Here is a 21,196-nt window from a genome sequence, read left to right as displayed (position 1 = left end):
CGCAAGTTTTTCCAAAGGGCCCGGGTGTAAGACGCGGCCGGAGGCCTAAGATATGGGCGGGGGGCACTCGAATTAGCGAACTCGCTTAATGGGAGGCCACGATGTTCAGCCAAGCCAGCCGCAAGGCATCAGACCCGCAGCTACCATCGGTGGCGCGGGTCCCGCGCAGACACCGGCGCAGTGCTTATCCCAGACCTGACCGGCTTCGGTTCCGGCGGGCGATGGCCTCGCTGACAGTGGTTGCGCTGGTCTCGTGCTTCGGTCTGGCGACCGCGGCCCCCTCCTCTGCGGCCCAGAAGGCGCAAAACTACATTGTGGTGCTCAAGGACGGGGTCGTGAACGCTGGAGCCGCGGCGGCCGCCCAGCAAAGCGCCTACGGATTCACGGCGTCGAAGCTCTACCTCAGCGCCGTGAAGGGCTACTCGGCGACCATGACGGCGTCCCAGGCGCAACGCCTCCAGACCGACCCCAACGTTGACTTCGTCACTCCGGGCCGCACATTCCAGCAACCGCGGGATCTTGGGTCCGCGGCCACCCAGAAGACGCCGTTTTGGCGCGAGCGGATCGCCGGAACCGACTCGGACGTCCGGAAGGCCCTCGACAAGGGGCCTGCCAAGATCGATGTCAACGTCGCCGTGATCGACAGCGGCATCGATGCGACCCATCCGGACCTGAACGTCAAGGGCGGCGTTGACTGCCAGTCCGGCTCGCCCGTGGATGTGACCCCCGTGGACGTTTTGGGGCACGGGACATTTGTGGCGGGTGTAATCGGCGCCCGGAACAACCAACAAGGTGTCATCGGGACCGCCCCGGGCACGCCGCTGTGGTCCGTCCGTGTGGTCGACAACAACGGCCTGATCTCCGAGCAGAGCCTGATCTGCGCCATTGACTGGGTGACCTCGACGCGCACGGACGATAACGAGGACAACGACATCGCCGTGGCCAACATCAGCATCGCCGGCGGCGCTCCGGATACGCCCAACTGCGGCAAGGGCACTGACCCGATGCACTACGCCATCTGCCGTTCTGTCGAGGCCGGCGTCACCTACGCTGTCGCGGCCGGCAACGAGGGCATGGACTTCGCCAACACAGTGCCGGCCACGTACGACCAGGTGCTGACCGCCACCGCCATGGGCGACTTCGACGGAAAGGCCGGCGGCAAAGCAGCCCCCAGCTGCGGCGCCGACGACTTCTCGAAGTACGGGCAAAAGGATGACCAGCCGGCATTCTTCTCCAACTTCGCCACCACGAAAGCTGACGAGGCCCACACGGTCTCCGGGCCCGGAATGTGCATGCTTTCCACCTGGCCCGGCGGCTACAACGTCAGCAACGGCACCAGCTTCGCCAGCCCGGCCGTGGCAGGGTCCGTTGCCCTGTGCATCAGCCAGAACGAATGCACGGGTTCAGCCGAGCAGGTCATGGCGGATTATCTGCACGCGACGAAGTCTTACACGAAGCGGCACAACGACTACGGTTACGGCGGCGATCCTGTCCACCCGATCGGGTCGCGGTATTACGGCTATCTGACGCAGACGACGAGCTTCTGACGGAACGGGCATGAGGTCGCTGGCCGGGATGTTGCCGGTCCCAGGCGGCGGGCCTCCTCCACCCTCCTGCGCCGCAGCTATCTCCAGGCCCCGGTCAGTCCCTTGTTCCTGTTCGGCCGCCAGCAGGATTTTGCCTACCAGCAGGGAGTCGACGGCACCCCGGGCAAGCGGCACCACGTCCGTTTCTGGCGCTGCCCGGCCGGCTGGCTGGTGCCCGGCGGAGTGGCCGTCGACTGGCTGGCGCCGGCACCTATGACCGCAGCGTCGGGCTGTCCCTGTTTACCCTGCAGATCACCCACAAGATCGACTAGAACACCGACGCCGAACGCGACCACGTGGTCGGCGCCATCACCGGAGCCGACACCGCATCAGCACGGCCGCCATCTGCGCCCAGGCCGTCGATGTCTTCCACGGCGGTCCGGACATCACGCTGCAGTCCAACCTGCCCGGCCTGACCCTGGACATCCTGTTGCTTCTGGCGCTCTCCAGCAAACGGTCCCGCGACTATGCCCTGCACCCCAGCAAAGAACCCAAACGGGATTCGAGCCGTCCCTGCGGCCGGGCACCGTTCTGAATCTCCAAGCATCCGGCAGGTCTTGACAGCCCTCTTGGTGCGGGAGCTAGATGTTCAAGAGCCGACAACCATTCCAGCATTGCAGCAGAGGAGCGGACATGAGGGAAGACTCAGAGGCGCCGGAGCGCGCCCACAGCGAGACCCCCGCCGAGGGCGATGCAACGGCTGAACCCTTTGACGACCGGGCCCATTCCCAGGACGCGGCAGAGGGCCCGGACATCGACGACGAACCGGGCACCGGAGCCCAGGGCAACGCCGTGCCAGGCGGCAGAACCGGGCCGTAGCTTCCCCGACGCGCCATTGACGGCCCCGAGGCGCGACTTCGCCGGAAACCTACGAGTTCGCCGGAACTTTCCGGCGAGTGGGCGCGTTTCCGGCGACCTCGGCGGGTCTGGCCCCTGACAGTCCCGGCAAGACACAACCGGTAACGAGCGAAATATCTTCGCATGCCTGCGTGTTGGCCCGGACATGACAACAATCGGAATCATCGGTGCAGGACACATCGGCGGCCAGATCGCCCGCAAGGCCGTCGAACTCGGCTACGACGTCGTGATCAGCAACTCGCGGGGTCCGGAAACCCTCGCGGACCTCATCGCGGAGCTGGGGCCCAAAGCCCGGGCCGCAACCCCGGCCGAAACTGCAGCAGCGGGCGACTTCGCCGTCGTCTCCGTGCCGCTTAAGAGCATCCCGGACGTGCCCGTGGAACCGCTAGCGGGCAAGATCGTCCTGGACACCAATAACTACTACTGGGAACGCGACGGGCATGTGCCGGCTTTGGATGCCGGCAAGGCCACCACTTCCGGCCTACTGCAGGAGCACCTGCCCCAGTCCAAGGTAGCGAAGGCCTTCAACCACATCGGGTACTCCCAGATCACCAAGGACGGCACACCGGCCGGCACACCCAACCGCCGGGCCCTGGCCACGGCGAGCGATTTCCCGGAAGCGGCTGAGCTTGTCACCAGGCTCTATGACGAATTCGGCTTCGACACCGTCAGCATGGGTCCGCTGTCCGAAAGCTGGCGCACTGAACGGGACCGCCCCGCCTACGTGATCCGGCAGAACGCAGCCGAGCTGGCCGAGAACCTGGCCAAGGCCCCGCGCACCATCTGACACTCCCGGATCCGACGCGCGATCGGTCCGTGCCCCGCGCGCTCCCGGGCCCCCGGATCCCACGCGCGAATTCGCCGGAAGCCCACGAGTTCGCCGGAACGTTCCGGCGAACGGACAGGTTTCCGGCGAACTGGGCCGGGAGCGGGCCGCCCCGCGCAGTGGTGCGTCGGACGACTCAGCGCTTGACGGCGTCGAGCCTGAGCATCTTGGCGATCACGTAGTCGAGCTCGGAGTCGTCGAAGATCTTCTTCCAGTCGTCCTTGATGATGGTGTCCTTGCCGTACTGGATGGCGATTTCGCAGGCCTCGGAGAACGGGTTGGAACCGCGCAGGGCGTTGGTCAGGGCGATCTGGACGTGCCCGAACAGCATGGCCTTGGCGGCTTCCTCGGGGACGCCGGCGGTGTGCACGGTCTCGTGCAGGGCTTCCTTGAGCAGGGTGCCGATCATGCAGGCCACCGTCTCCACGAGGGTGGGTTCGAGGATGGCGAGCTGCTTCACGGTGACCCAGTGGACGTCGATCACGGGGGCGTAGATAACCTTGATGGTCGCCTCGGCGGCGGCGCGGGCGGCCCCGGAGGCGTCCTCGTCGATCGCGGCCACGACGTTCTGCGGGGCGCCCTGTCCGCCGAAGGTGTCGGCCCATTCCTCCTTGGTGGTGCGTTCCAGGAACACAGACGGGTGGCACGGGTGCGCCACGGCCTGGACCACGTCGTCGCGCTTGGCCAAGAGGCCGGCGTAGGCGGCGGCCGGGTCCAGGGTGAGCAGGATGGCGCCCGACTTCAACTGCGGGACGACACCCTGGGAAACGACGCCCAGTACGGTGTCCGGGACGGCGAGGATCACGACATCGGCGTCCTTGATCGCATCCGCTGTGCTGCTGATTTCCCGTCCTTCGGCGCGGACGCGCTCCTGTCCGGCAGGCGAGTTCTCGCTGTAGAAGACGGTGTGGGCGCTCTTCTGGAGGTTGGCTGAAACACGCAGCCCCATTTTGCCTCCGGCCCCGATGACGGCGACGGTCAATTTTTCTGCTGACATTTCACTTGCTCCTTAGGAAATCGAGGCTTTGCTGGGTCCACTGGTTTTCGCGGCGGATGGTCTCTTCTTCGGAGTCCTGCCACGGCAGCCAGTGCTCGACAATTTGGTTGATGTTTCTTTCTTTGGGCTGAAGCTTTCCGGCCATGTAGTCATAGTCGAGAAGTCCCTCGCCGAGGGGGGCGCCGGAGTATGTGAACCCGACCCACCCCTCCTTGCGGCTGAACGCAAAGTCTTTGATGTGCATGTTCAGGACATAGGGCGCGACGGCGTCAATCACCTCACGCGGGAACTCCAGCGCCGCCACGGTGTTGGCGGGATCGCTGCAGATGCCCAGGGAGGGGCTGCCGACGCGGCGGATGACCTCCAGGATCCGGGCCGTGGGAACTTGCTCGTAGGTTTCCACCGCGATTTTCACCCCGGCGGCCTCGAACTCCGGCAGCACGTCCTTGAAGATCGCCACGGCTTCGTCCGGTGTCGGGGTGTGGCCCGGGACGTTGAACATGGTCCGCAAAAGCGGCGCGCCCAGGATCCCGGCGATTCGCAGGAACTTCCGGAGGTGTTCCGGCCGGATGCCCTTGGTGCCCAGTTCCAGCGCGATCCCCAGCGAGTCAGCCGTGGCCCGGATGTCTTTCAGTTCCGCTTCGCCCATGGCTTCGAGCGGTGCGTAGTCGCAGATCTGAAAGAGGTCCACGCCGAGGGCCGCTGTGCGCTCCAGCGCCTCGCGGAGGCTGAGCGGCTCCGAAACCTTCTCCGAGAGCTGCCAGAAGAAGGCGTAGCTGCTCAATCCAATTCTTGAACCAGATCCGATCCTTGAACCGTTTCCAGATCCCTGGCCGATGGTGCTCATGCTGCCGCCCTTCCGCTCAGCAGGCCCAGCCGTTCGGCGGTCTCGTCCAGGATGGTCTTCAGGGCCTTAGGGTCGTGGGCGAAGCGGCCCAGGAACAGCCCGGCGACGGCTTCATCGAGCCGTCCGATCAGGCCCGGGCCGGCGCTTCCGCCGTAGATGACCCGGCTGTCGGCCTGCCCCGGCAGGGAGCGCAGGTGCGCGTCCAGGCCGGCGCTGACGGCGCTGATGTACTCCGGCGTGGCCGGTTCCGGGGCGCCGATGGCCCATTGCGGTTCGTAGGCCACAATGGTCCGCGCTGCCGGTCCCAGGGACCGGGCCCGGTTGAGCGCGGCGTCGATGTCCGCTGAGCAAGTCCGGATGGCTTCCTCCACGGAACCGGGCTGAAGCTCGCCGACGCAGAGTACCGGGGTGAGCCGGTTGCGGTAGGCGGCGGCGGTCTTGAGGCCGATGATCCTGTCATCCTCGCCGAAGATCCGGCGCCTTTCTGCGTGGCCCACCTCTGTGTAGCGGCCGCCGAGTTCAGCAACGGTCTTGCCGCCTATCTCCCCGGTGTAGGGTCCTTCGTCCTCCCAGAAGATGTCCTGGGCTCCGGCCGCTGCCCCGGCGGTTCCGAGGATGCGGGCCGCTTCGGGCAGTACAGGCAAGGTGGGCAGCACGAACAGTTCGATGTCGCCGCTCTGGACCGCCGGATGCGCGAAAGCGATGGTGGCCACCTCGCGGCAGTATTCGAGCGTGCGTTCGTAGCCGAAGTACATCTTCAGGCTGACGCCGATGATTGCCTTCGGTTTTGTTGCTGTCTTAGCAGGAAGTGACACCCTCGTAGTCCTTAATTAGTGTGACTTTTTCGGCCGAGGCGGAGGTTTCGTCGAAGGTGTAGGTGAGCCATTCGCGGGCGAGCCGGCGGGCGAGCTCCAGGCCGACGACGCGCTGGCCGAAGGTGAGCACCTGGGCGTTGTTGCTCAGGATCGAACGCTCCACGGAGTAGCTGTCGTGGGCCGTGACGGCCCGGATCCCGGGGACCTTGTTTGCGGCGATCGCGACGCCGAGCCCGGTGCCGCAGACCAGGAGGGCGCGGTCCGCCTTGCCGGCGGCGATGAGTTCGGCAGCCGCGATGGCCACGGATGGGTAGGGAGTGTGGCTGGTGGCATCCACGCCCACGTCGTGGACCGATTCGACGAGGTCACTGGCCTCGAGATCGGCTTTGAGGGCCTCCTTGTAGTCGAATCCAGCGTCGTCGGCTCCGATGACCAGGCGCAGTTTGGCGCTCATGCGTTCTCCTTGGTGAGGGTGTTGTGAATGGCTCGTACGATCAGCGCCATGGAGACGGCGCCGGCATCGGGGGTGCCGAGGCTCTTATCGGCGTGAGGGCGGGCGCGTCCCATGAGCGGCAGCAGCTGGGCGGTGTTTTCGGCCGCCTGTTCGGCAACCCCTGCCGCCGTCCCCCAGGCCTGTGTGAGGGACCCTCCGGTGCTGACACCGGCGCTGAGGGCGTCACGGAACGGGACCAGGACGTCCACCAGGGTCTTGTCCCCTGGCTTGGCCTTGCCGAAGTCCATGATCGCGGCGGCGGCGGCGGCCACGCCGTCGGCGACAGCGGCGGCGTCGGGAGCCTTGGAGTCGCCCAGTGCGTCTGCGACGGCGTGCAGGGCCATGCCCCACAGGGCGCCGGAGGTGCCGCCGGCTTTGTCGGCCCAGGCGTCACCTGCGAGGCGGAGGGTGGTGGCGGCTCCCGCGCCGCGGGCGACGGCGTCCGCTGCGGCAGTGACAGCCGCCCCGACTCCGCGTTCCATGCCGATGCCGTGGTCGCCATCGCCGGCGATGGCGTCAATCCTGCCGAGCTCCTCGGCGTTGGCGTCCACCACGTCCTTGGCGGCGCCGAGCGCTGCCAGTACCCGGAGGGCCCCGGCACGGGATTCGTCGGAAGCTGCCGGGATCGGCGCTTCGACCTCGGCGAGGTCGGCGAATTCGGTGGCCTCAAGGGCCTCGGCGGTCACGGCACCGCGGCGGAAGGCCGGGGCGTCGGCGGGCGCGTGCCAGAGGGATTCGAGTTCGTCGTCGAGCCAGAACAGGGTCAGGGAGGTGCCGGCCATGTCGAAGCTGGTGACCAGTTCGCCCACCTGCGGGTCCACGGCGTCCAGGCCGGCCTCGGCGAGGAGCCGGGCGACGCGGCGGTAGACCACGAAGAGTTCCTCGTACTTGACGCTGCCCAGGCCGTTGAGGATGGGGACGACGCGCCGTGCTCCACCGGGAGCGGCACCGTCCTCGACGCCGTCCGGAACTTCTGCCAGGAGGCTGCTGACCAGCAGCTCGGCGAGTTCGTCCGCCGTCGGGATGTCCGTTTCCCCGATGCCGGGTTCGCCGTGGATGCCCATCCCTACGGCCATGCGGCCTTCCGGGACGGAGAAGAGCGGGTGGTCGGCGCCGGGCAGGGTGCACCCGCTGAAGGCAACGCCGAAGGAGCGGGTCCGGTGGTTGGCGCGTTCGGCGATCTCCAGCGTGGCGTCCATGGAGTAGCCGGCTTCCGCTGCCGCGGCGGCGACCTTGAAGACCGTCAGGTCACCGGCGATGCCCCTGCGCTTGGCGCGTTCGGCCGGCGGTGCGGAGGAGACGTCATCCGTAACAGCGATGCTCCGGCAGTCGATTCCCTCCTTGCGGAGCCGGTCCTGGGCCTGGTTGAAGTGCAGGACGTCACCGGCGTAGTTGCCGTAACCGAGCAGCACACCGCCGCCGTTGCTGGCGGCTTTCGCCACGTTGTAGATCTGCTGCGCGGACGGGGAAGCGAACAGGTTGCCCATCGCGGCACCATGGGCGAGGCCCTGGCCCACGAGCCCGGCAAAGGCCGGGTAGTGTCCGGAGCCGCCGCCGATCACCAGGGCAGCGGTGCCGGGTGCGCTGCGGGTGTTGCGGACGACACCTCCGGTAACGCGCTTGACCCAGCGACTGTGGGAGGCAACGAAGCCCTCGATCATCTCGTCAGCGAAGGCTGAAGGTTCATTGAACAGGCGGGTCATGCGGTGTCTCCCGGAATATTTAGAGGCTAGCTGGGGGAAATTGTTCTTGGGACGCCGGCTGGTGGTGGCGGACGTGCCTGCGGCGGGTAAGCGTGCGCCGGCGCGGATTGGTGCGGGGACGTCCCCGGGTGAGGGGGACGCCCCCGGGTCTGTTACGGCTCGGCGTGGTGTCCGGCCCCGGTGGGATCCAGGGCTTCAGCGGGTACGCCTTCGCTGATCTTGCCGGAGCGGCTGAGCACCACCATGAGGACGCCGGAAAGGAGCAGGAAGCCGCCGACGACGAACATCGGGACGGTGTAGCCGCCGGTCCAGTCCTTGAGCCAGCCGGTAACGAAGCCGGCGCTGAAGCCGGCCAGGTTGCCCACCGTGTTGATCAGGGCGATGCCGGCTGCGGCCGCCGCTCCGGTGAGGAACTGGGTGGGAACGGTCCAGAAGTTGGGCAGTGCGGCAAAGATGGCCATGGCCGTGACGGTGATGACGGCGATGGTCGCGGCCGGCGAGCCGGCAAACAGGGCCAGCGGGACGCTCAGGCCGCCGATGAGGGCGGGCAAGGCGATGTGCCAGGTCTTGACGCCGCGTTTAGTGGCGTCCTTGGACCAGAAGTAGAGGGCAAGGGCCGCGAACACGTACGGGATGGCCGTGATGAGGCCCTTTTGGAGCACATCGAACTTGCTGCCGTATTGGCTTTCGAAGCCGGCGATGATGGTGGGCAGGAAGAACGCCAGCGCATAGAGGCCGTAGATGAAGCCGAAGTAGATGGCGGACAGCATCCAGACCCTGCCGTTGGAGAAGACAGTGCGGGCGCTGACGTGCTTGTGGCTCGCCGTTGTTTCCTTCTTTTCCGTCTCCAGGGCGTTGGTCAGCCACGTCTTTTCGTCCGGGTTGAGCCACCTGGCCTTGGCCGGGGAATCGGCGAGGTAGAACCAGGCGATGATGCCGACGACGATGGCCGGAATCGATACGCCGAGGTACATCACGCGCCAGCCGTCGAGTCCGAAGAGGCCCTCCTGCTGAATGAGCCAACCGGCAAGTGGTGCACCGATGACCGTGGTCAGCGGCTGGGCCAAGTAGAACAGGGCCAGGATCTTGCTGCGGTGACGGGACGGGACCCACAGGCTCAGGAAGAGAATGGCGCCGGGAAAGAAGCCGGCTTCGGCCACACCCAGAGCGAAGCGCAGAATATAGAGCCCCTCCACGCTGCTGACCCAGACGAACAGCAGGGAGACGATGCCCCAGCTGACCATAATGCGGGACAGCCAGCGGCGGGCGCCGAACCTGTGCAGGGCCAGATTGCTGGGGATTTCCAGCAGGATGTAGCCGATGAAGAAGACCCCGGACGCGAAGCCGAACTGGGCGGCCGAGAGGCCCAGATCGGCGTTCATGCCGTTGGGGCCGGCAAAGGCGATAGCCGTCCGATCGAGGTAATTGATGAAGAACATCAGAGCGACAAACGGCACCAGCCGATATGCCACCTTCTTGATTGCAGATCTTTCGACCACCGATTGTGTGGTGTCCACATTGACTCCTAGATGTTGGTCTCCCAACGGCGGCCTGCGGTGGATGCCTTGGGATGTGTCTCGGTGCCTAGTTCGGGAAAGCTGGCGGGCCGGTACTAAGCGTGTGATTAACACCATAAAGGGCAGACCCCAAATTGGTCAACCGGTTGACATGTTTATGTCTGAAGGTAAAGTCTGCGCGGCTGCGCCTGCCCTGGTTGTTACGCTGGGAAGGTGTCCGTTAATTCCGCCGCTTCCACGGCCAAAATCAGTGCCGCGCTCGGTTCCATGGAGCAAGGATCGGTTGTCTCCGAAGTCGCCGAACGGCTTCTGGGCTACTTCACGAGCGGCGAGATCGCCGTCGGAACCCGCCTGCCAGCCGAGCGCCAGCTCGCCGCATCGCTGGGGGTCGGGCGCTCCGCGGTCCGCGAGGCCCTCGCCGCGTTGGAGATCCTCGGGATTGTGATCGTACGTCCGGGTTCCGGGACCTACCTGCGCGACGGCATTTCCGAGCTCCTCCCCCGCACGCTGAGCTGGGGCCTCATGCTGGGCGCGCCCCGGACGCGGGAACTCGTCGAACTGCGCGGCGGACTCGAGGTTCAGGCCGGCCAGCTCGCGGCCCAGCGGATTACCGACGACGCCCTGGACCGGATGCGCGAAAATCTGGCCACCATGGAGCACAGCCTCGATGACCTCGCAACGTTCGTGGAGGCCGACGCCGCCTTCCACCGCGAAATTGCCGCCGCCTCCGGCAACCAGGTCCTGCAGGAACTGCTGCAGAGCATCCGCTCGCTGCTGCGCATCTGGGTAGACCGCGCCTTGACGGATGAGGGGCACGCGGCGGCCGCCCTGGCCGAGCACCGGGAGATCTTCCACGCCCTGGAATCGCGGGACGAGGCTGCCGTGACGGCGGCCATGCGCTCCCACATGGACACGGCCTCGCGGCGCCTCCTGGCCGGGTTCGACGCCGACCAGGCCGCCACAGACTGACGCCCCGCGCCGGCCTCGGCACGGCCGCCCCAGCACGCCCCCGTCACGCGAAATCGCCGGAAGCCTGCGGGCTCGCCGGAACGTTCCGGCGAGTTCGCAGCTTTCCGGCGACTTCGGCAGGGTGCGCACTCCGGGAACGTGACCGGGCGGTCGTTCGCGTGCGTCCTCTGACCATTCAGCGCGTTCCGGTTCAGGACACCGGGCTGCTCTGAAGCGCTTCGCTGGCCGAGGCAGCGGCAAGCGGGCCGGCGTCGGCCGGATAGATCATGTGCGCCGGTGCGTTCGAGTTTCGCTTGGCCAGCGGGTAAAACACGAGGGCGGTAACCACCAGGCCCACCAGCCAGGAGATGTCGGCGCCACCCAGCAGCTTGGTCATCGGTCCGGTGTAGAGAGTCTGGGCCAGGAACGGAATCTGGACGAGAATGCCGAGGGCATAGGAAAGCAGCGCGGTCTTGTTCCACCGCCCGTACCGGCCGTCAGGATCGTACAGCGCCGGGATGTCCACCTTTTCCTTCGAGACGAGGTAGTAGTCCACGAGGTTGATCGAGCTCCACGGGATGAAAACCATGAGCAGGAGCAGGACGAAGTTCTTGAAGTTGGCGATGAAGTCCGGCGAAGCCAGTACCGCGATGAGGACGGAAAGCCCGATGAAGGCGACCACGTAGACCAGCCGGGTCCGTGACGGTGCCGTCGATTTGCGCGTGAACGCTGTTACGGAGGTCAGCATTGTCATGTATCCGCCGTAGGCGTTGAGGGTGTTGACGGTCAGTTTTCCGGTCACGATCACCAGGTAAATGACGACGGCGATCAGGCCGCCGCCGCTGAGGTTGCCGAGGAAGGCCACCTGACCGTCGAGGAACCGCTGGCCCTTGGGCAACGCCAGGGCTGCGAACAGGGCGCCGAGGGTCATTGACCACTGCGATCCAAGCACCGTGCCAAAGAATGCGGCCAGGAAAGTTCGTCGCGGCGCGGTGTCCGAGGGCAGGTAGCGGGAGTAGTCGGCGACGTACGGGCCGTAGGTCAGCTGCCAACCGGCACCGAGGGAGACGGCCAGGAGGAAGGTGGGAAATTCGAAGCTGCCGGAGCTGAGCAGTGCGCCGACGTCCTGGCTGGTGAGGAGCCTGATGCCAAGGTAGGTGAAGCCTAGGACGCCGACGACGGTCGAAATCCGGCCCATCAGGTGGATGTACTTGTAGCCCAGGGTCGCCACCAGCACGGTCAAGGCCCCGAAGATGACCATGCCCACGGCCGGCGTCCCGGTGTGCGTGATCTGCTCGACGGCCTGCCCCGCCAGGACAGTTCCGGTGGCCGCGAAGCCGAGATACATGATGATGACCAACACCAGGGGGATCACGGCGCCAAGGACACCAAACTGCGCACGGCTGGAGATCATCTGCGGGAGACCCAGCTTGGGTCCCTGGGCCGCGTGCAGTGCCATGACGGCTCCGCCAAGGATGTTGCCGATCAGCAGTCCGAGGATCGCCCACAGGGCATCGGCGCCGAACAGCACCGCCAGCGCTCCGTCCACGATTGCCGTGATCTGCATGTTCGCGCCGAACCATAGGGTGAATTGCTGCGCCGGCGATCCGTGGCGTTCGTGTTCAGGGACGAAATCGATCGAGCGGCGCTCTACGCGCGGCTCTGCTGTTCCCGTTCGTGTGGTGGCCTGCATGAGTGTTCCTCACATTGAGAATGGATCCTGACGAAGTCGTGAGTACATCTGAACATGGCGCGTGAGCTGCATCACGGCGAAGTTTGATTCTCCGTCCGGGATTTCAGATACCGCCCGTTCGCGCGAATTCGCCGGAAGCCCGCGGGGTCGCCGGAACGTTCCGGCGAGCTGGCAGGTTTCCGGCGAATTCGGCCGGGCACGGCTGGGAGGGCGCGGCTGAACGGGCGCTACGAGGTGACCGCCACGGGAGCGTCAGCGATGGCGTCCAGCTCGACCGGTTCGGGGCGCGACACTGTGCTGCCAATCCGGACAGGCGTGCCCGTATGCGCCGACTCCAGCACGGACTCCATCACTTCCAGGGCGTGGAAAGCCAGGACACCTCCGGCCCGTGGCTCCTGGCCGGCCGGCGTGCGGACGAGGTCCGCGACGCCGAAGCCGCGCCCCGCGTCCGTGTAACCGGCCGAGACCGGAAGGGTCTCCCAGTCCTCCGCGCCGAGGGCGAAGAGCTGCACATCGCCGTCGAAGTGGTTCGGGTCCGGGACCACGAGGGAACCGTGCTCGCCATGGATTTCGATGTTGGGGCTCCGGGTCTTCACTGCGTCGAAGCTCATCACCAGTGTGGACAAGGCCCCCGAGGCATGGATTAGGACGCCAGTGACATGGGTATCGATTGCCACGGGGACCCTCTGGCCCTCACGCGGACCCGAGCCGATGGTCCGCTCGTCGCGCGTGTGGCTGGCAGCGCCGATCACCGAGACCACCGGTCCGAGCAACGTGACCAGGGCCGAGACGTAGTACGGTCCCATGTCCAGCAGCGGACCGCCGCCTGGCTGGTAATAGAAGTCCGGGTTCGGGTGCCAGCGCTCATGACCGGGCGTGGCCATGGTGGCAGCGGCGGAGATCGGCGTGCCGATCAGCCCGTCGTCGATTGCCTTCCGGGCGGTCTGGATCCCGGTGCCGAGCACGGTGTCAGGGGCGCAGCCAACCGCGACTCCGGCCTTCCGCGCAGCGTCCAGCACTTGCCGGGCCTCCGCCGTCGTGGCCGCGAGGGGCTTTTCACCGTACACGGATTTGCCGGCGGCAATCGCGCGCAGCGCCACCTCGGCGTGGGCTGCCGGGATGGTCAGGTTCAGGACGAGCTCGACGTCGTCGGCGGCCAGGAGCGCGTCGACCGTGAGCGCCCGGACGCCGTCGTATGAGTCGGCGACTGCCTGCGCCCGGGCGGGGTCCAGGTCAGCGACAGCGACGAGGTTGATGTCCTGGAGCCGGCGGAAGTTCGCCAGGTACTGGGCGATGATGGCTCCACAGCCGATGATTCCAACGTTTACCGGCTTGCCCACAGCAGGCCCCTTTCGATGATGGTGCGGACATTGTTGTCCTGGAGGATTTCGACCCGGTGTCCCGGGGTGCAAACGAAGATCTTGCCTTTTCCCCATTGCCGGGTCCAGATGGCCGGCGAGGTGACTTCCCGTTGCCAGGGGTCCCATGCCCGGACTTTCTGGGTGGTGGTGGCCAGGACGTCGATGTAGTCGTCGGCGAGGACCCAGTACTGTTCGGTGACGAGGTCGAAGTCGCCGAGGCCGGCAGTGATTGGGTGCTCCGCGGCCGCCGGGAGCATATTGACCGTGTAGGGGACGTAGTTGTCGGGTTGCTCGCCTGTCCGTTCATCCGGGTGTTTGCCCGGGTGGCAGGCAAACTGGCCGCCGATCAGGTGCAGGTAGTCGGAGGTGTTGCGGTAGGAATCCGCGATGCCGCCGTGCCAGCCGGCGAGGCCAGTGCCGTTCTCGACGGCGGCGCGAAGCCCCTCGAACTCATCCTTTTCGATGGTGGACATGGTCATGCACTGCATGATCAGGTCCACCCCGGCCAGGTATTCGGCGTCGGCGTAGATCTTGGGCGATTCCTCCACCCGGACCTCGTAGCCGTTGGCTTTCAGGTACGGGATGAATTCCTCGGTGGCCTCAACGGGCTGGTGCCCGTCCCAGCCGCCGCGCACCACGAGCGCGGTTTTCTGATTGTTTGTCATGGGGTTCCTCTGTTGTTGGTTTGTTATGGCCGCGGCCGGCTCAGCGGGCGGCGAAGGCGGAGTCGAATGCCGCTGCGGGGGGTGTGATCGCGGCCAGTTCCTTGACCAGTGCGAGGGCCTGCGGTGCACCGACCAGGCGATCCATGCCGGCGTCCTCCCACTCCACGCTCGTGGGCCCCTGGTATCCGATGGCGTTCAAGGTCCGGAAGATCGGTTCCCAGTGGACGTCGCCGTGGCCGGCCGTGACGAAGTCCCATCCGCGGCGCGGGTCAGCCCACGGCAGGTGGGAGCCGAGCCGGCCGTTGCGGCCGTTGAGCTGGCGGACGGATTCCTTGACATGAACGTGGAAGATCTTGTCCGCGAAGTCCTGCAGGAACATGACAGGATCCAGGTCCTGCCACAGGAAGTGGGACGGGTCGAAGTTCAGGCCGAAGTTCTCCCGGTATCCGATTGCCTCGAGGGTGCGTTTGGCGGTCCAGTAGTCGTAGGCGATTTCGGACGGGTGGACCTCAAGGGCGAAACGGACCCCTTCCTCGTCGAAGACGTCGAGGATCGGGTTCCACCGGTCCGCGAAGTCCTGGTAGCCGCGTTCGATCATGGCGTCCGAGGCAGGCGGGAACATGGCGACGCATTTCCAGATCGAGGATCCCGTGAAGCCGGTGACGGTCTGCACGCCCAGCCTTGCAGCTGCGCGGGCAGTGGTCTTCATGGCCTCGGCGGCGCGGGTGCGGACCCCTTCGGCGTCGCCGTCGCCCCAGACGTGGGCGGGAAGGATACCCTCGTGGCGTTCGTCGATCGGGTCGTCGCAGACGGCCTGTCCGGTCAGGTGGTTGGCGATCGCGTGGACCTTGAGTTGGTGTTTGTCCAGGATGTCCAGCCGGCCTTGGAGGTAGGTGTCGTCCTCGACGGCGCGCTGCGGGTCCAGGTGGTCGCCCCAGCAGGCGATCTCCAGGCCGTCGAAGCCCCACTCGCCGGCGAGCCGCGCCACCTCTTCGAAGGGCAAGTCGGCCCACTGGCCGGTGAAGAGCGTGATGGGTCGTGTCATGGTGATTCCTCTCAGACGTGGTGCCAGTGGCTGTCGGCCTCAGCGCTGGATTCGATGGCGGCGAGGACTTTTTGGACCTGGAGGGCGTCGGCGAAGGATGGTGCCGGGGGCTGGTGGGCGGCGATGGCGTTGATGAGGTCGACCGCTTGGTGGGTGAAGAGGTGTTCGTAGCCGATCGGGTGTCCGGTGGGCCACCAGTTCGCGGTGTAGGGGTGTTCGGGTTCGGTGACCTGGATCTTGCGGAAGCCGGCGTCGGGGCCATCGGCGGCGTCGTAGAAGGACAGTGCGTTCATGTCTTCGAAGTCGAAGGCCAGCGATCCCGTGGTGCCGTTGAGTTCCAGGCGCATGGCGTTCTTGCGGCCCAGCGCGAAGCGGGTGGCCTCGAACACCCCGATGGGTCCGGCACCGTTTCCGTTGCCGGGTCCGTCGCCGGCGAAGCGGGCGCTGAAGATGGCGGCGTCGTCCACGGTCACCGGCCCGCGCACGGCTTCGGCGCCAGTGGTGCCGTGCCCGCCCAGGCCAACGAGCTCGCCGGCGACGGGGCGGTCTTTGACGAAGGTCTCCAGCAGGGCCGAGACGCCGGTGATGTTTCGTCCGGTGATCCACTGGGCGGCGTCGATGCTGTGGGCTCCGATGTCCCCGAGCGAGCCGGAACCGGACTTGGACTTGTCCAGCCGCCAGGTCAGGGGCGCGTCGGCGTCGGAGAGCCAGTCCTGCAGGTACTGGGCCCGCACGTGCCGGATCTGCCCGAGCCGGCCCTCTGCGACCATCCGCCGGGCCAGGGCCAGGGCCGGTGTGCGGCGGTAGCTGAAGCCGCACATGGAGTACACGCCCCGGGCCGCCGCGGCCTCGGCGGCGTCAGCCATCCGTTCGGCCTCGGCGACGGAGTTGGCCAGCGGCTTCTCGCACAGGACATGCTTGCCGGCCTCAAGCGCGGCGATCGCGATCTCGGCGTGGGTGTTGCCCGGGGTGCAGATGTCGATCAGGTCGATGTCGTCCCGCTCGATTAGAGCCCGCCAGTCCGTCTCATGGGACTCCCAGCCCATCTTCGCCGCCGCGGCCCGCACGCCGTCGGCGTTCCGTCCCGCGACCGCGGTCAGTTCCGGCCGCAGCGGCAGGTCAAAGAACCGCGGCGCGGTCCGCCAGGCGTGGGAATGGGCGGCCCCCATGAACGCGTAGCCCACCATGCCCACGCGCAGGCTCGTAGCGTCAGTCATCGGTAAACCTTTCGGAAAGGGTGGAATTCGGAGCCGTGCTCTGGCAAAGGGCCCCGCACTATTTGCTGAAGCCTGCGGTGAGGCCGCTGAGCAGCTGGCGCCGGGCGATGACGTAGACCACCAGCAGCGGCAGCGTCGCGAGCACGACGGCGGCCAGGACGGCCGGGATGTTGACGCTGAATTCGCCCTGGAACGTCCACAGTGACAGCGGCAGCACCCGGGTCTCAGGGCTCTGCGTCAGGATCAGCGGGAACAGGAAGCCGTTCCACACTCCGAGCGCGTTGTAGATGCCGACGGTCACCACAGCAGGCCGCGTCATGGGCAGCGCCAGACGCCACATCATGGCCCAGTCGGAGCATCCATCCAACCGCATGGACTCGAAGAGTTCGTTCGGCACGTCCCGCATGAAGTTGGACAGGATCAGCACGGAGATCGGGATGGCGAAGGCGACGGAGGGCAGGATCAGGGCCAGCAGGGTGTCGTACATATGGGCGCGCGTGATCATCCAGTAGATAGGGATGATCGTGGCGTGCAGCGGGATGGCCAGGCCCAGCAGAAAAAGGCTGTTTGTCCAGTTCAGGAACCGGCTCTTGCCGCGGACGATCGCGTAGGCAGCCATGAAGGACACGAACAGCGCCGGGATGGTGCTGCCCACCGTGACGATAAGGCTGTTGGCAAAGTACCGGACGAAGTCGTTCTCCACCACCAGTTTGTAGTTGTCCAGGGTCGGCTCAGTGGGCGGCATCATCGGGTTGGACGTGAAGAACCCCGCCTGATTTTTCAGGCTCGTCACCACCACGTAATAGATCGGGACGATGATGATGGCCAGCCAGAGCCACCCGCCCAGACCGCCCAGGAAGTTGGGGCGGGTCCGGCCCGGTCCCTTGGTCCGGGGACGGGGACTGGCTTCGGGACGGACGGGCGCGGTGGACGGGACGGGGAGCTGGGTTAGGGAAGCCATCAGGCACCTTCCAATTGGCTTGCGTTGCGGTTCTTTCCGCCCAGTCTCTGCAGCACCAGGGCAAGAGCCAGGCCGATCACGACCAGGATGACGCCGAGGGCACTCGCGGCGCCCATGTCATTGGCCTTGAACCCGGTGAGGTACATGTGCAGCGGGAGAAGCCGGGTGGCGTAGCCGGGACCGCCGCCGGTGAGGACGAAGACGAGGTCAAAATACGCCAGCGATCCGACCACCATGAGCGTGGAGGAGGTGATGATGGTGTATTTCAGTTGGGGCAGGGTGATGTTGAAGAACTGCTGGACCCGTCCGGCACCGTCGATCTGCGCCGCCTCGTAGAGCGACGTGGGGATCTGGCGCACTCCGCCTTGGTAGATCAGGGTGTGGAACGGCACGAACTGCCAAGCAATGACGAAGACGACGACGAACAGGACCAGGTCCGAATTGCCCAGCCAGTCTTGGGATAGAGCCGGTATGCCGAGCCCGGCGCCGAAGCCGAAGTTCGGGTCCAGAAGGGCCTTGAACGCGATGGCGACGGCGGCAGAGGACAGCAGCAGCGGCACGAAATACAGGACGGCCAAGGCCGCGCGGTACTTCTGTCCCCCGGCGGTGAAGACGCCCAGGAGCAGGCTGATCGGCGCCTGGACGATGAACGAGAAGAACATGATCTTCGCCGTCACCAGCAGGGCGTTGCCGGTAACGGGGTCGGTCAAGACTGTGGTCCAGCTGCTCAGCCCGTCCAGCTTGATCTCGCCCAGACCGTCCCAGGACGTGAAGCTCAGGAACAAGACGCCGATCAGCGGAATGATGGCGAACAGCAGGAAGAAAGCAAGGGCCGGCGCGGCCAGCCACCCCGACGGGCCCGGCTGAAGGGCCCGTCGGGAGGAACCGGATGTGGTGGACACTGGATTACTTACCGATCGTCGCGTTCATTGTGGTGACGAACTGCTCCGGGGTGATCTTCTTCAGGAAAATCTGGTCGAGGTTGGCCAGCATGGCATCACCCTGCGCCGGGCTGAGAGCCTGGTCCCAGGAGAGCGTGAAGCTCGGGGCGTTCTTTGCCATGCCGTACACATAGGACAGGAAGTCCTTGTCCGGGGACGCGGCGAGCTTGCTCTCGATGCCCTTGACCACCGGCACGGCCCCCGAATCGATCAGGCCCTGGATGTTGCTGTCGGAGAACATGCCGTCCTTGACATACCCGAGGGCGGCCTTCTTCTGTCCATCACTGGCTTTCGAGGAGACGGACCAGAAGTTGGAGGGGTTGCCTACTACGTTGGCCGGGTCTCCCTTACCGCCGGAAACCGTGGGGAAGGTGGTGAAGCCGAGCTTGCCGTTCTTGACGAAGTCGCCGGCGTCCTTCTTCATGCTTTGGTAGATCCAGCCGCCCTGCAGGATCATGGCCGCCTTGCCGGTGTACATCAGTGCCTGGTCGGCGTTGCTGTCCGCCGCGATGGACGAGAACCCGTTGGCGAATCCGCCAGCGTCCACGAGCTGCTGGATCTTGGTCAGCGCTTCGGTGACCGCGGGGTCTGACCACGCGTCCGGCTTGTTGGCCGCGATGTTGGCGAAGACCTCCGGGCCGCCGATGCGCTCCACGAGGTATTCCAGCCACATCAGATCCGGCCACCTGGACTGGCCGCCGAGTGAGAACGGGGCAATGCCGGCATCCTTGAATTTCGGCACCAGTGCCATCAGCTCATCCCACGTCTTGGGAGGTTCGGCGCCGACCTTGGCGAATACATCCTTGTTGAAGTACAGCACCACGGGCTGAACGTTGTTGTTGGGCAGGGCGTACGTTTTGCCGTCGATCACGCCGTTCTTCAGTACCGCCGGAAGGTAGCGGTCCTTGACGGCGGGGTTGTCCTTTAGGAACCCGGAGAGGTCATCCACCTGTCCGGCGTCCACGTAGGACTTCAGCACGCCGCCGCCCCAGCCGTAGATGAAGGTCGGGCCCTGGCCGGCACCGACGGCGGTGCGGACTTTGGTCTTGTAGGCGTCATTCGCGAAGAAATCCAGCTTGATGGTCGAATCCGGGTGCGCGGAGTTCCAGTCCGTGATGGACTTCTGCAAAACCGGCTGGTTTCCGCCGGTCAGGCCCCACATTGAGGCCGAGTCGGCATTTGCGGCGCTGCCGGCCGGACCGCTGGAACCGCAGGCGGCTAGGCTGATCGAAACTGCGGCGGCCGAGACGGCCAGCGCGGCACTGCGGAACGTACGAGTTTTCATCTGGGATTCCATTCGTCCTCCGGGTTCTTCATTGATGGCCCGGTTGTGAGGGCGGCAGACGCGCTTCCAAAAGGAAGCGTGCTGCCGTTACTGGGGGAAAAGCTGATTTCCGAAAAGTTTCGTAAAAGTTTGCGACTTCTGAAACTAAGGTAGTGGTGACAACGGTCACAGTCAATAGGGATCGCGAAAGACATCGTGCTGCGAGCAGCGGGGGCTTGACGCCTGCGGCAAATAACGCGAGACTTTTGGTATCGAAATATTTCGAAAGTACAGGAGTCCACGTGTCAATAGTCCAGGGTCACGGCAAGCCAACGCTTGCCGCCGTCGCCCGGGAGGCCGGCGTCTCCTCCCCCACTGTCTCCAAGGTCATCAATGGGCGGGAGGATGTTGCCGAGAGCACCCGCATCAAGGTCCTGGCGGCACTTGAAGAACTGGGCTACCAATCCCCGCAGCAGCGCAAGCATGCCGGGGGCCGGACGGCAATCGTGGAAGTGGTGTTCGACTCGCTGCACTCCGCCTACGCCGTCGAGGTCCTTAATGGAGTGCTGGAGCAGGGCGCCTCGGTTGACGTCGAGATCCTGGTTGATGTGACAGGGCACGCACCCGCCATGACACTCAGCCCGGAGCGGCGTGCCCAGCGCATCTTGGATGACGGCCGGCTCGGTCTGATCGTGGTGACCTCCGGCTTCAGCACGGCCCAGTTGAGTGCCTTCCGCCGCAGGCATATTCCCGTGGTGGTGATCGATCCGCTCAACCCGCCGCCGCCGGAGGTTGTCAGCGTGGGTGCCACCAACTGGGCGGGCGGGAAGGAAGCTACGGAACACCTACTCGGCCTCGGCCACCGGCGGATCGCGTTCATTGGCGGACCGGAATCGGCGGAATGCAATCAGGCGCGTCTCCATGGCTACATGGCGGCACTCATGGCCGACGGTGTCCAGGTGCGGCCCGACTACATCCTGCTGGACAAGTTCCGCCCGGAACACGGAATTCGCGGCCTCCAGATTCTTATGGCCCTGCACGAGCCGCCGACGGCCATATTCGCGGGAAGTGACAGCATCGGGCTCGGCGTCCTGGCCGAAGCCCGGAGGCACGGGCTGCGGATCCCCGAAGACTTGAGCCTGGTTGGCTTCGATGGCACGTACCAGGCGGAGCAGTCCATCCCTGCCTTGACCACGGTGACGCAGCCACTGCAGGAGATGGGCCGCGCCGCCCTGCGCGCAGTCCTCCGGCAGGCCAACGGCGAGGAGCTCGATTCGCGCCGCGTGGAACTCGCCACCCACCTTGTGGTCCGGGAATCGACGGCGCCTCCGGCCACGGGCGACCCGGAACCGGGAGCGCCGCGGCAGTAGTCCCCGCCGCATTCGAGGCCGGCTCGACAGCAGCCAGGATTCCCGGAAACGCGGAGCAGATCCCGTGACCTGAGACAAGCGACGGAGTT

Annotated in this window: 19 protein-coding genes and 1 pseudogene; 6 read left to right on the top strand and 14 right to left on the bottom strand. The window is 65.9% G+C overall.

What is annotated here, in order from left to right:
* Positions 1 to 221 precede the first annotated feature (221 nt).
* The 4 genes and pseudogenes from AC1DKQ_RS19590 to AC1DKQ_RS19575 all read left to right on the top strand — a co-directional run bounded on the left by AC1DKQ_RS19590 (position 222) and on the right by AC1DKQ_RS19575 (position 3,231).
* On the top strand, positions 222 to 1,547 hold the full coding sequence (locus AC1DKQ_RS19590) for a S8 family peptidase (RefSeq protein ID WP_476919908.1): 1,326 nt from the start codon (positions 222 to 224) through the stop codon (positions 1,545 to 1,547).
* Positions 1,548 to 1,589: 42 nt separating this feature from the next.
* Positions 1,590 to 1,855: pseudogene (locus AC1DKQ_RS19585) on the top strand (LssY C-terminal domain-containing protein); the annotation flags it as partial.
* A 364-nt stretch (positions 1,856 to 2,219) separates the two neighbouring features.
* A complete protein-coding gene (locus tag AC1DKQ_RS19580) occupies positions 2,220 to 2,405 on the top strand; it encodes a hypothetical protein (RefSeq protein ID WP_476885344.1) in 186 nt (61 codons plus the stop codon).
* Positions 2,406 to 2,589: 184 nt separating this feature from the next.
* Positions 2,590 to 3,231: an NADPH-dependent F420 reductase gene (locus tag AC1DKQ_RS19575; RefSeq protein ID WP_476885343.1), complete on the top strand. Its 642-nt coding sequence runs from the start codon at positions 2,590 to 2,592 to the stop codon at positions 3,229 to 3,231.
* Between the two features lie 175 nt (positions 3,232 to 3,406).
* Here the strand turns inward: AC1DKQ_RS19575 and AC1DKQ_RS19570 are convergent, their stop codons facing one another.
* The 6 genes from AC1DKQ_RS19570 to AC1DKQ_RS19545 form a co-directional block, all read right to left on the bottom strand.
* On the bottom strand, positions 3,407 to 4,267 hold the full coding sequence (locus tag AC1DKQ_RS19570; protein WP_476919907.1) for a phosphogluconate dehydrogenase C-terminal domain-containing protein: 861 nt from the start codon (positions 4,265 to 4,267) through the stop codon (positions 3,407 to 3,409).
* A 1-nt stretch (position 4,268) separates the two neighbouring features.
* Positions 4,269 to 5,114 carry a sugar phosphate isomerase/epimerase family protein gene (locus AC1DKQ_RS19565; RefSeq protein ID WP_476885341.1) on the bottom strand — a complete coding sequence of 282 codons (846 nt, stop codon included), beginning with the start codon at positions 5,112 to 5,114 and terminating at the stop codon, positions 4,269 to 4,271.
* Positions 5,111 to 5,929 carry a triose-phosphate isomerase family protein gene (locus AC1DKQ_RS19560; RefSeq protein ID WP_476919906.1) on the bottom strand — a complete coding sequence of 273 codons (819 nt, stop codon included), beginning with the start codon at positions 5,927 to 5,929 and terminating at the stop codon, positions 5,111 to 5,113. The genes AC1DKQ_RS19565 and AC1DKQ_RS19560 overlap by 4 nt, the downstream gene beginning before the upstream one ends.
* The gene (locus tag AC1DKQ_RS19555) at positions 5,913 to 6,383 is read right to left on the bottom strand and encodes a ribose-5-phosphate isomerase (RefSeq protein WP_277527939.1); all 471 of its coding nucleotides are present in this window, start codon (positions 6,381 to 6,383) and stop codon (positions 5,913 to 5,915) included. Before AC1DKQ_RS19555 ends, AC1DKQ_RS19560 begins: the two co-directional genes overlap by 17 nt.
* Positions 6,380 to 8,125 carry a dihydroxyacetone kinase family protein gene (locus AC1DKQ_RS19550; protein ID WP_476885339.1) on the bottom strand — a complete coding sequence of 582 codons (1,746 nt, stop codon included), beginning with the start codon at positions 8,123 to 8,125 and terminating at the stop codon, positions 6,380 to 6,382. Before AC1DKQ_RS19550 ends, AC1DKQ_RS19555 begins: the two co-directional genes overlap by 4 nt.
* A gap of 152 nt (positions 8,126 to 8,277) precedes the next feature.
* A complete protein-coding gene (locus AC1DKQ_RS19545) occupies positions 8,278 to 9,642 on the bottom strand; it encodes an MFS transporter (RefSeq protein ID WP_476919905.1) in 1,365 nt (454 codons plus the stop codon).
* Positions 9,643 to 9,855: 213 nt separating this feature from the next.
* Between AC1DKQ_RS19545 and AC1DKQ_RS19540 the strand changes: the two genes are divergently transcribed.
* The gene (locus AC1DKQ_RS19540; protein WP_476885337.1) at positions 9,856 to 10,611 is read left to right on the top strand and encodes a FadR/GntR family transcriptional regulator; all 756 of its coding nucleotides are present in this window, start codon (positions 9,856 to 9,858) and stop codon (positions 10,609 to 10,611) included.
* Between the two features lie 190 nt (positions 10,612 to 10,801).
* On the opposite strand, the gene AC1DKQ_RS19535 is transcribed toward AC1DKQ_RS19540, so the two are convergent.
* From AC1DKQ_RS19535 to AC1DKQ_RS19500, 8 genes are all read right to left on the bottom strand, one after another.
* Complete coding sequence (locus AC1DKQ_RS19535) at positions 10,802 to 12,283, bottom strand: purine-cytosine permease family protein (protein WP_476885336.1); 1,482 nt, start codon at positions 12,281 to 12,283, stop codon at positions 10,802 to 10,804.
* A 227-nt stretch (positions 12,284 to 12,510) separates the two neighbouring features.
* A complete protein-coding gene (locus AC1DKQ_RS19530; RefSeq protein WP_476885335.1) occupies positions 12,511 to 13,623 on the bottom strand; it encodes a Gfo/Idh/MocA family protein in 1,113 nt (370 codons plus the stop codon).
* Positions 13,608 to 14,309: a ThuA domain-containing protein gene (locus AC1DKQ_RS19525; RefSeq protein ID WP_476885334.1), complete on the bottom strand. Its 702-nt coding sequence runs from the start codon at positions 14,307 to 14,309 to the stop codon at positions 13,608 to 13,610. The genes AC1DKQ_RS19530 and AC1DKQ_RS19525 overlap by 16 nt, the downstream gene beginning before the upstream one ends.
* 40 nt (positions 14,310 to 14,349) lie before the next feature.
* Positions 14,350 to 15,354 (bottom strand): sugar phosphate isomerase/epimerase family protein, encoded by a 1,005-nt coding sequence (locus AC1DKQ_RS19520; protein ID WP_476885333.1) that lies wholly within the window; start codon positions 15,352 to 15,354, stop codon positions 14,350 to 14,352.
* 11 nt (positions 15,355 to 15,365) lie between these two features.
* Positions 15,366 to 16,571 carry a Gfo/Idh/MocA family protein gene (locus AC1DKQ_RS19515; protein ID WP_476885332.1) on the bottom strand — a complete coding sequence of 402 codons (1,206 nt, stop codon included), beginning with the start codon at positions 16,569 to 16,571 and terminating at the stop codon, positions 15,366 to 15,368.
* A 58-nt stretch (positions 16,572 to 16,629) separates the two neighbouring features.
* Positions 16,630 to 17,532, bottom strand: a complete 903-nt coding sequence (locus tag AC1DKQ_RS19510; protein ID WP_476885331.1) for a carbohydrate ABC transporter permease — start codon at positions 17,530 to 17,532, stop codon at positions 16,630 to 16,632.
* On the bottom strand, positions 17,532 to 18,434 hold the full coding sequence (locus AC1DKQ_RS19505; protein WP_476885330.1) for a carbohydrate ABC transporter permease: 903 nt from the start codon (positions 18,432 to 18,434) through the stop codon (positions 17,532 to 17,534). The genes AC1DKQ_RS19510 and AC1DKQ_RS19505 overlap by 1 nt, the downstream gene beginning before the upstream one ends.
* A 4-nt stretch (positions 18,435 to 18,438) precedes the next feature.
* Entirely contained in the window at positions 18,439 to 19,758 is a 1,320-nt protein-coding gene (locus AC1DKQ_RS19500) for an extracellular solute-binding protein (RefSeq protein WP_476919904.1), read from the bottom strand.
* Positions 19,759 to 20,039: 281 nt separating this feature from the next.
* Between AC1DKQ_RS19500 and AC1DKQ_RS19495 the strand changes: the two genes are divergently transcribed.
* Positions 20,040 to 21,107, top strand: a complete 1,068-nt coding sequence (locus tag AC1DKQ_RS19495; RefSeq protein ID WP_476885328.1) for a LacI family DNA-binding transcriptional regulator — start codon at positions 20,040 to 20,042, stop codon at positions 21,105 to 21,107.
* Positions 21,108 to 21,196 lie beyond the last annotated feature (89 nt).

The sequence above is a fragment of the Arthrobacter sp. 05L421 genome (genome assembly GCF_056397785.1).
This window is presented reverse-complemented; position numbering and strand designations above follow the sequence as displayed.

Excerpts from the sequence above, each read along its gene's own strand:
- AC1DKQ_RS19525 (WP_476885334.1), bottom strand. The coding sequence starts at position 14,309 with ATGACAAACAATCAGAAAACCGCGCTCGTGGTGCGCGGCGGCTGGGAC.
- AC1DKQ_RS19590 (WP_476919908.1), top strand. The coding sequence starts at position 222 with ATGGCCTCGCTGACAGTGGTTGCGCTGGTCTCGTGCTTCGGTCTGGCG.
- AC1DKQ_RS19555 (WP_277527939.1), bottom strand. The coding sequence starts at position 6,383 with ATGAGCGCCAAACTGCGCCTGGTCATCGGAGCCGACGACGCTGGATTC.
- AC1DKQ_RS19515 (WP_476885332.1), bottom strand. The coding sequence starts at position 16,571 with ATGACTGACGCTACGAGCCTGCGCGTGGGCATGGTGGGCTACGCGTTC.
- AC1DKQ_RS19575 (WP_476885343.1), top strand. The coding sequence starts at position 2,590 with ATGACAACAATCGGAATCATCGGTGCAGGACACATCGGCGGCCAGATC.
- AC1DKQ_RS19535 (WP_476885336.1), bottom strand. The coding sequence starts at position 12,283 with ATGCAGGCCACCACACGAACGGGAACAGCAGAGCCGCGCGTAGAGCGC.
- AC1DKQ_RS19550 (WP_476885339.1), bottom strand. The coding sequence starts at position 8,125 with ATGACCCGCCTGTTCAATGAACCTTCAGCCTTCGCTGACGAGATGATC.
- AC1DKQ_RS19570 (WP_476919907.1), bottom strand. The coding sequence starts at position 4,267 with ATGTCAGCAGAAAAATTGACCGTCGCCGTCATCGGGGCCGGAGGCAAA.
- AC1DKQ_RS19565 (WP_476885341.1), bottom strand. The coding sequence starts at position 5,114 with ATGAGCACCATCGGCCAGGGATCTGGAAACGGTTCAAGGATCGGATCT.
- AC1DKQ_RS19510 (WP_476885331.1), bottom strand. The coding sequence starts at position 17,532 with ATGGCTTCCCTAACCCAGCTCCCCGTCCCGTCCACCGCGCCCGTCCGT.
- AC1DKQ_RS19580 (WP_476885344.1), top strand. The coding sequence starts at position 2,220 with ATGAGGGAAGACTCAGAGGCGCCGGAGCGCGCCCACAGCGAGACCCCC.
- AC1DKQ_RS19520 (WP_476885333.1), bottom strand. The coding sequence starts at position 15,354 with ATGACACGACCCATCACGCTCTTCACCGGCCAGTGGGCCGACTTGCCC.
- AC1DKQ_RS19500 (WP_476919904.1), bottom strand. The coding sequence starts at position 19,758 with ATGAAAACTCGTACGTTCCGCAGTGCCGCGCTGGCCGTCTCGGCCGCC.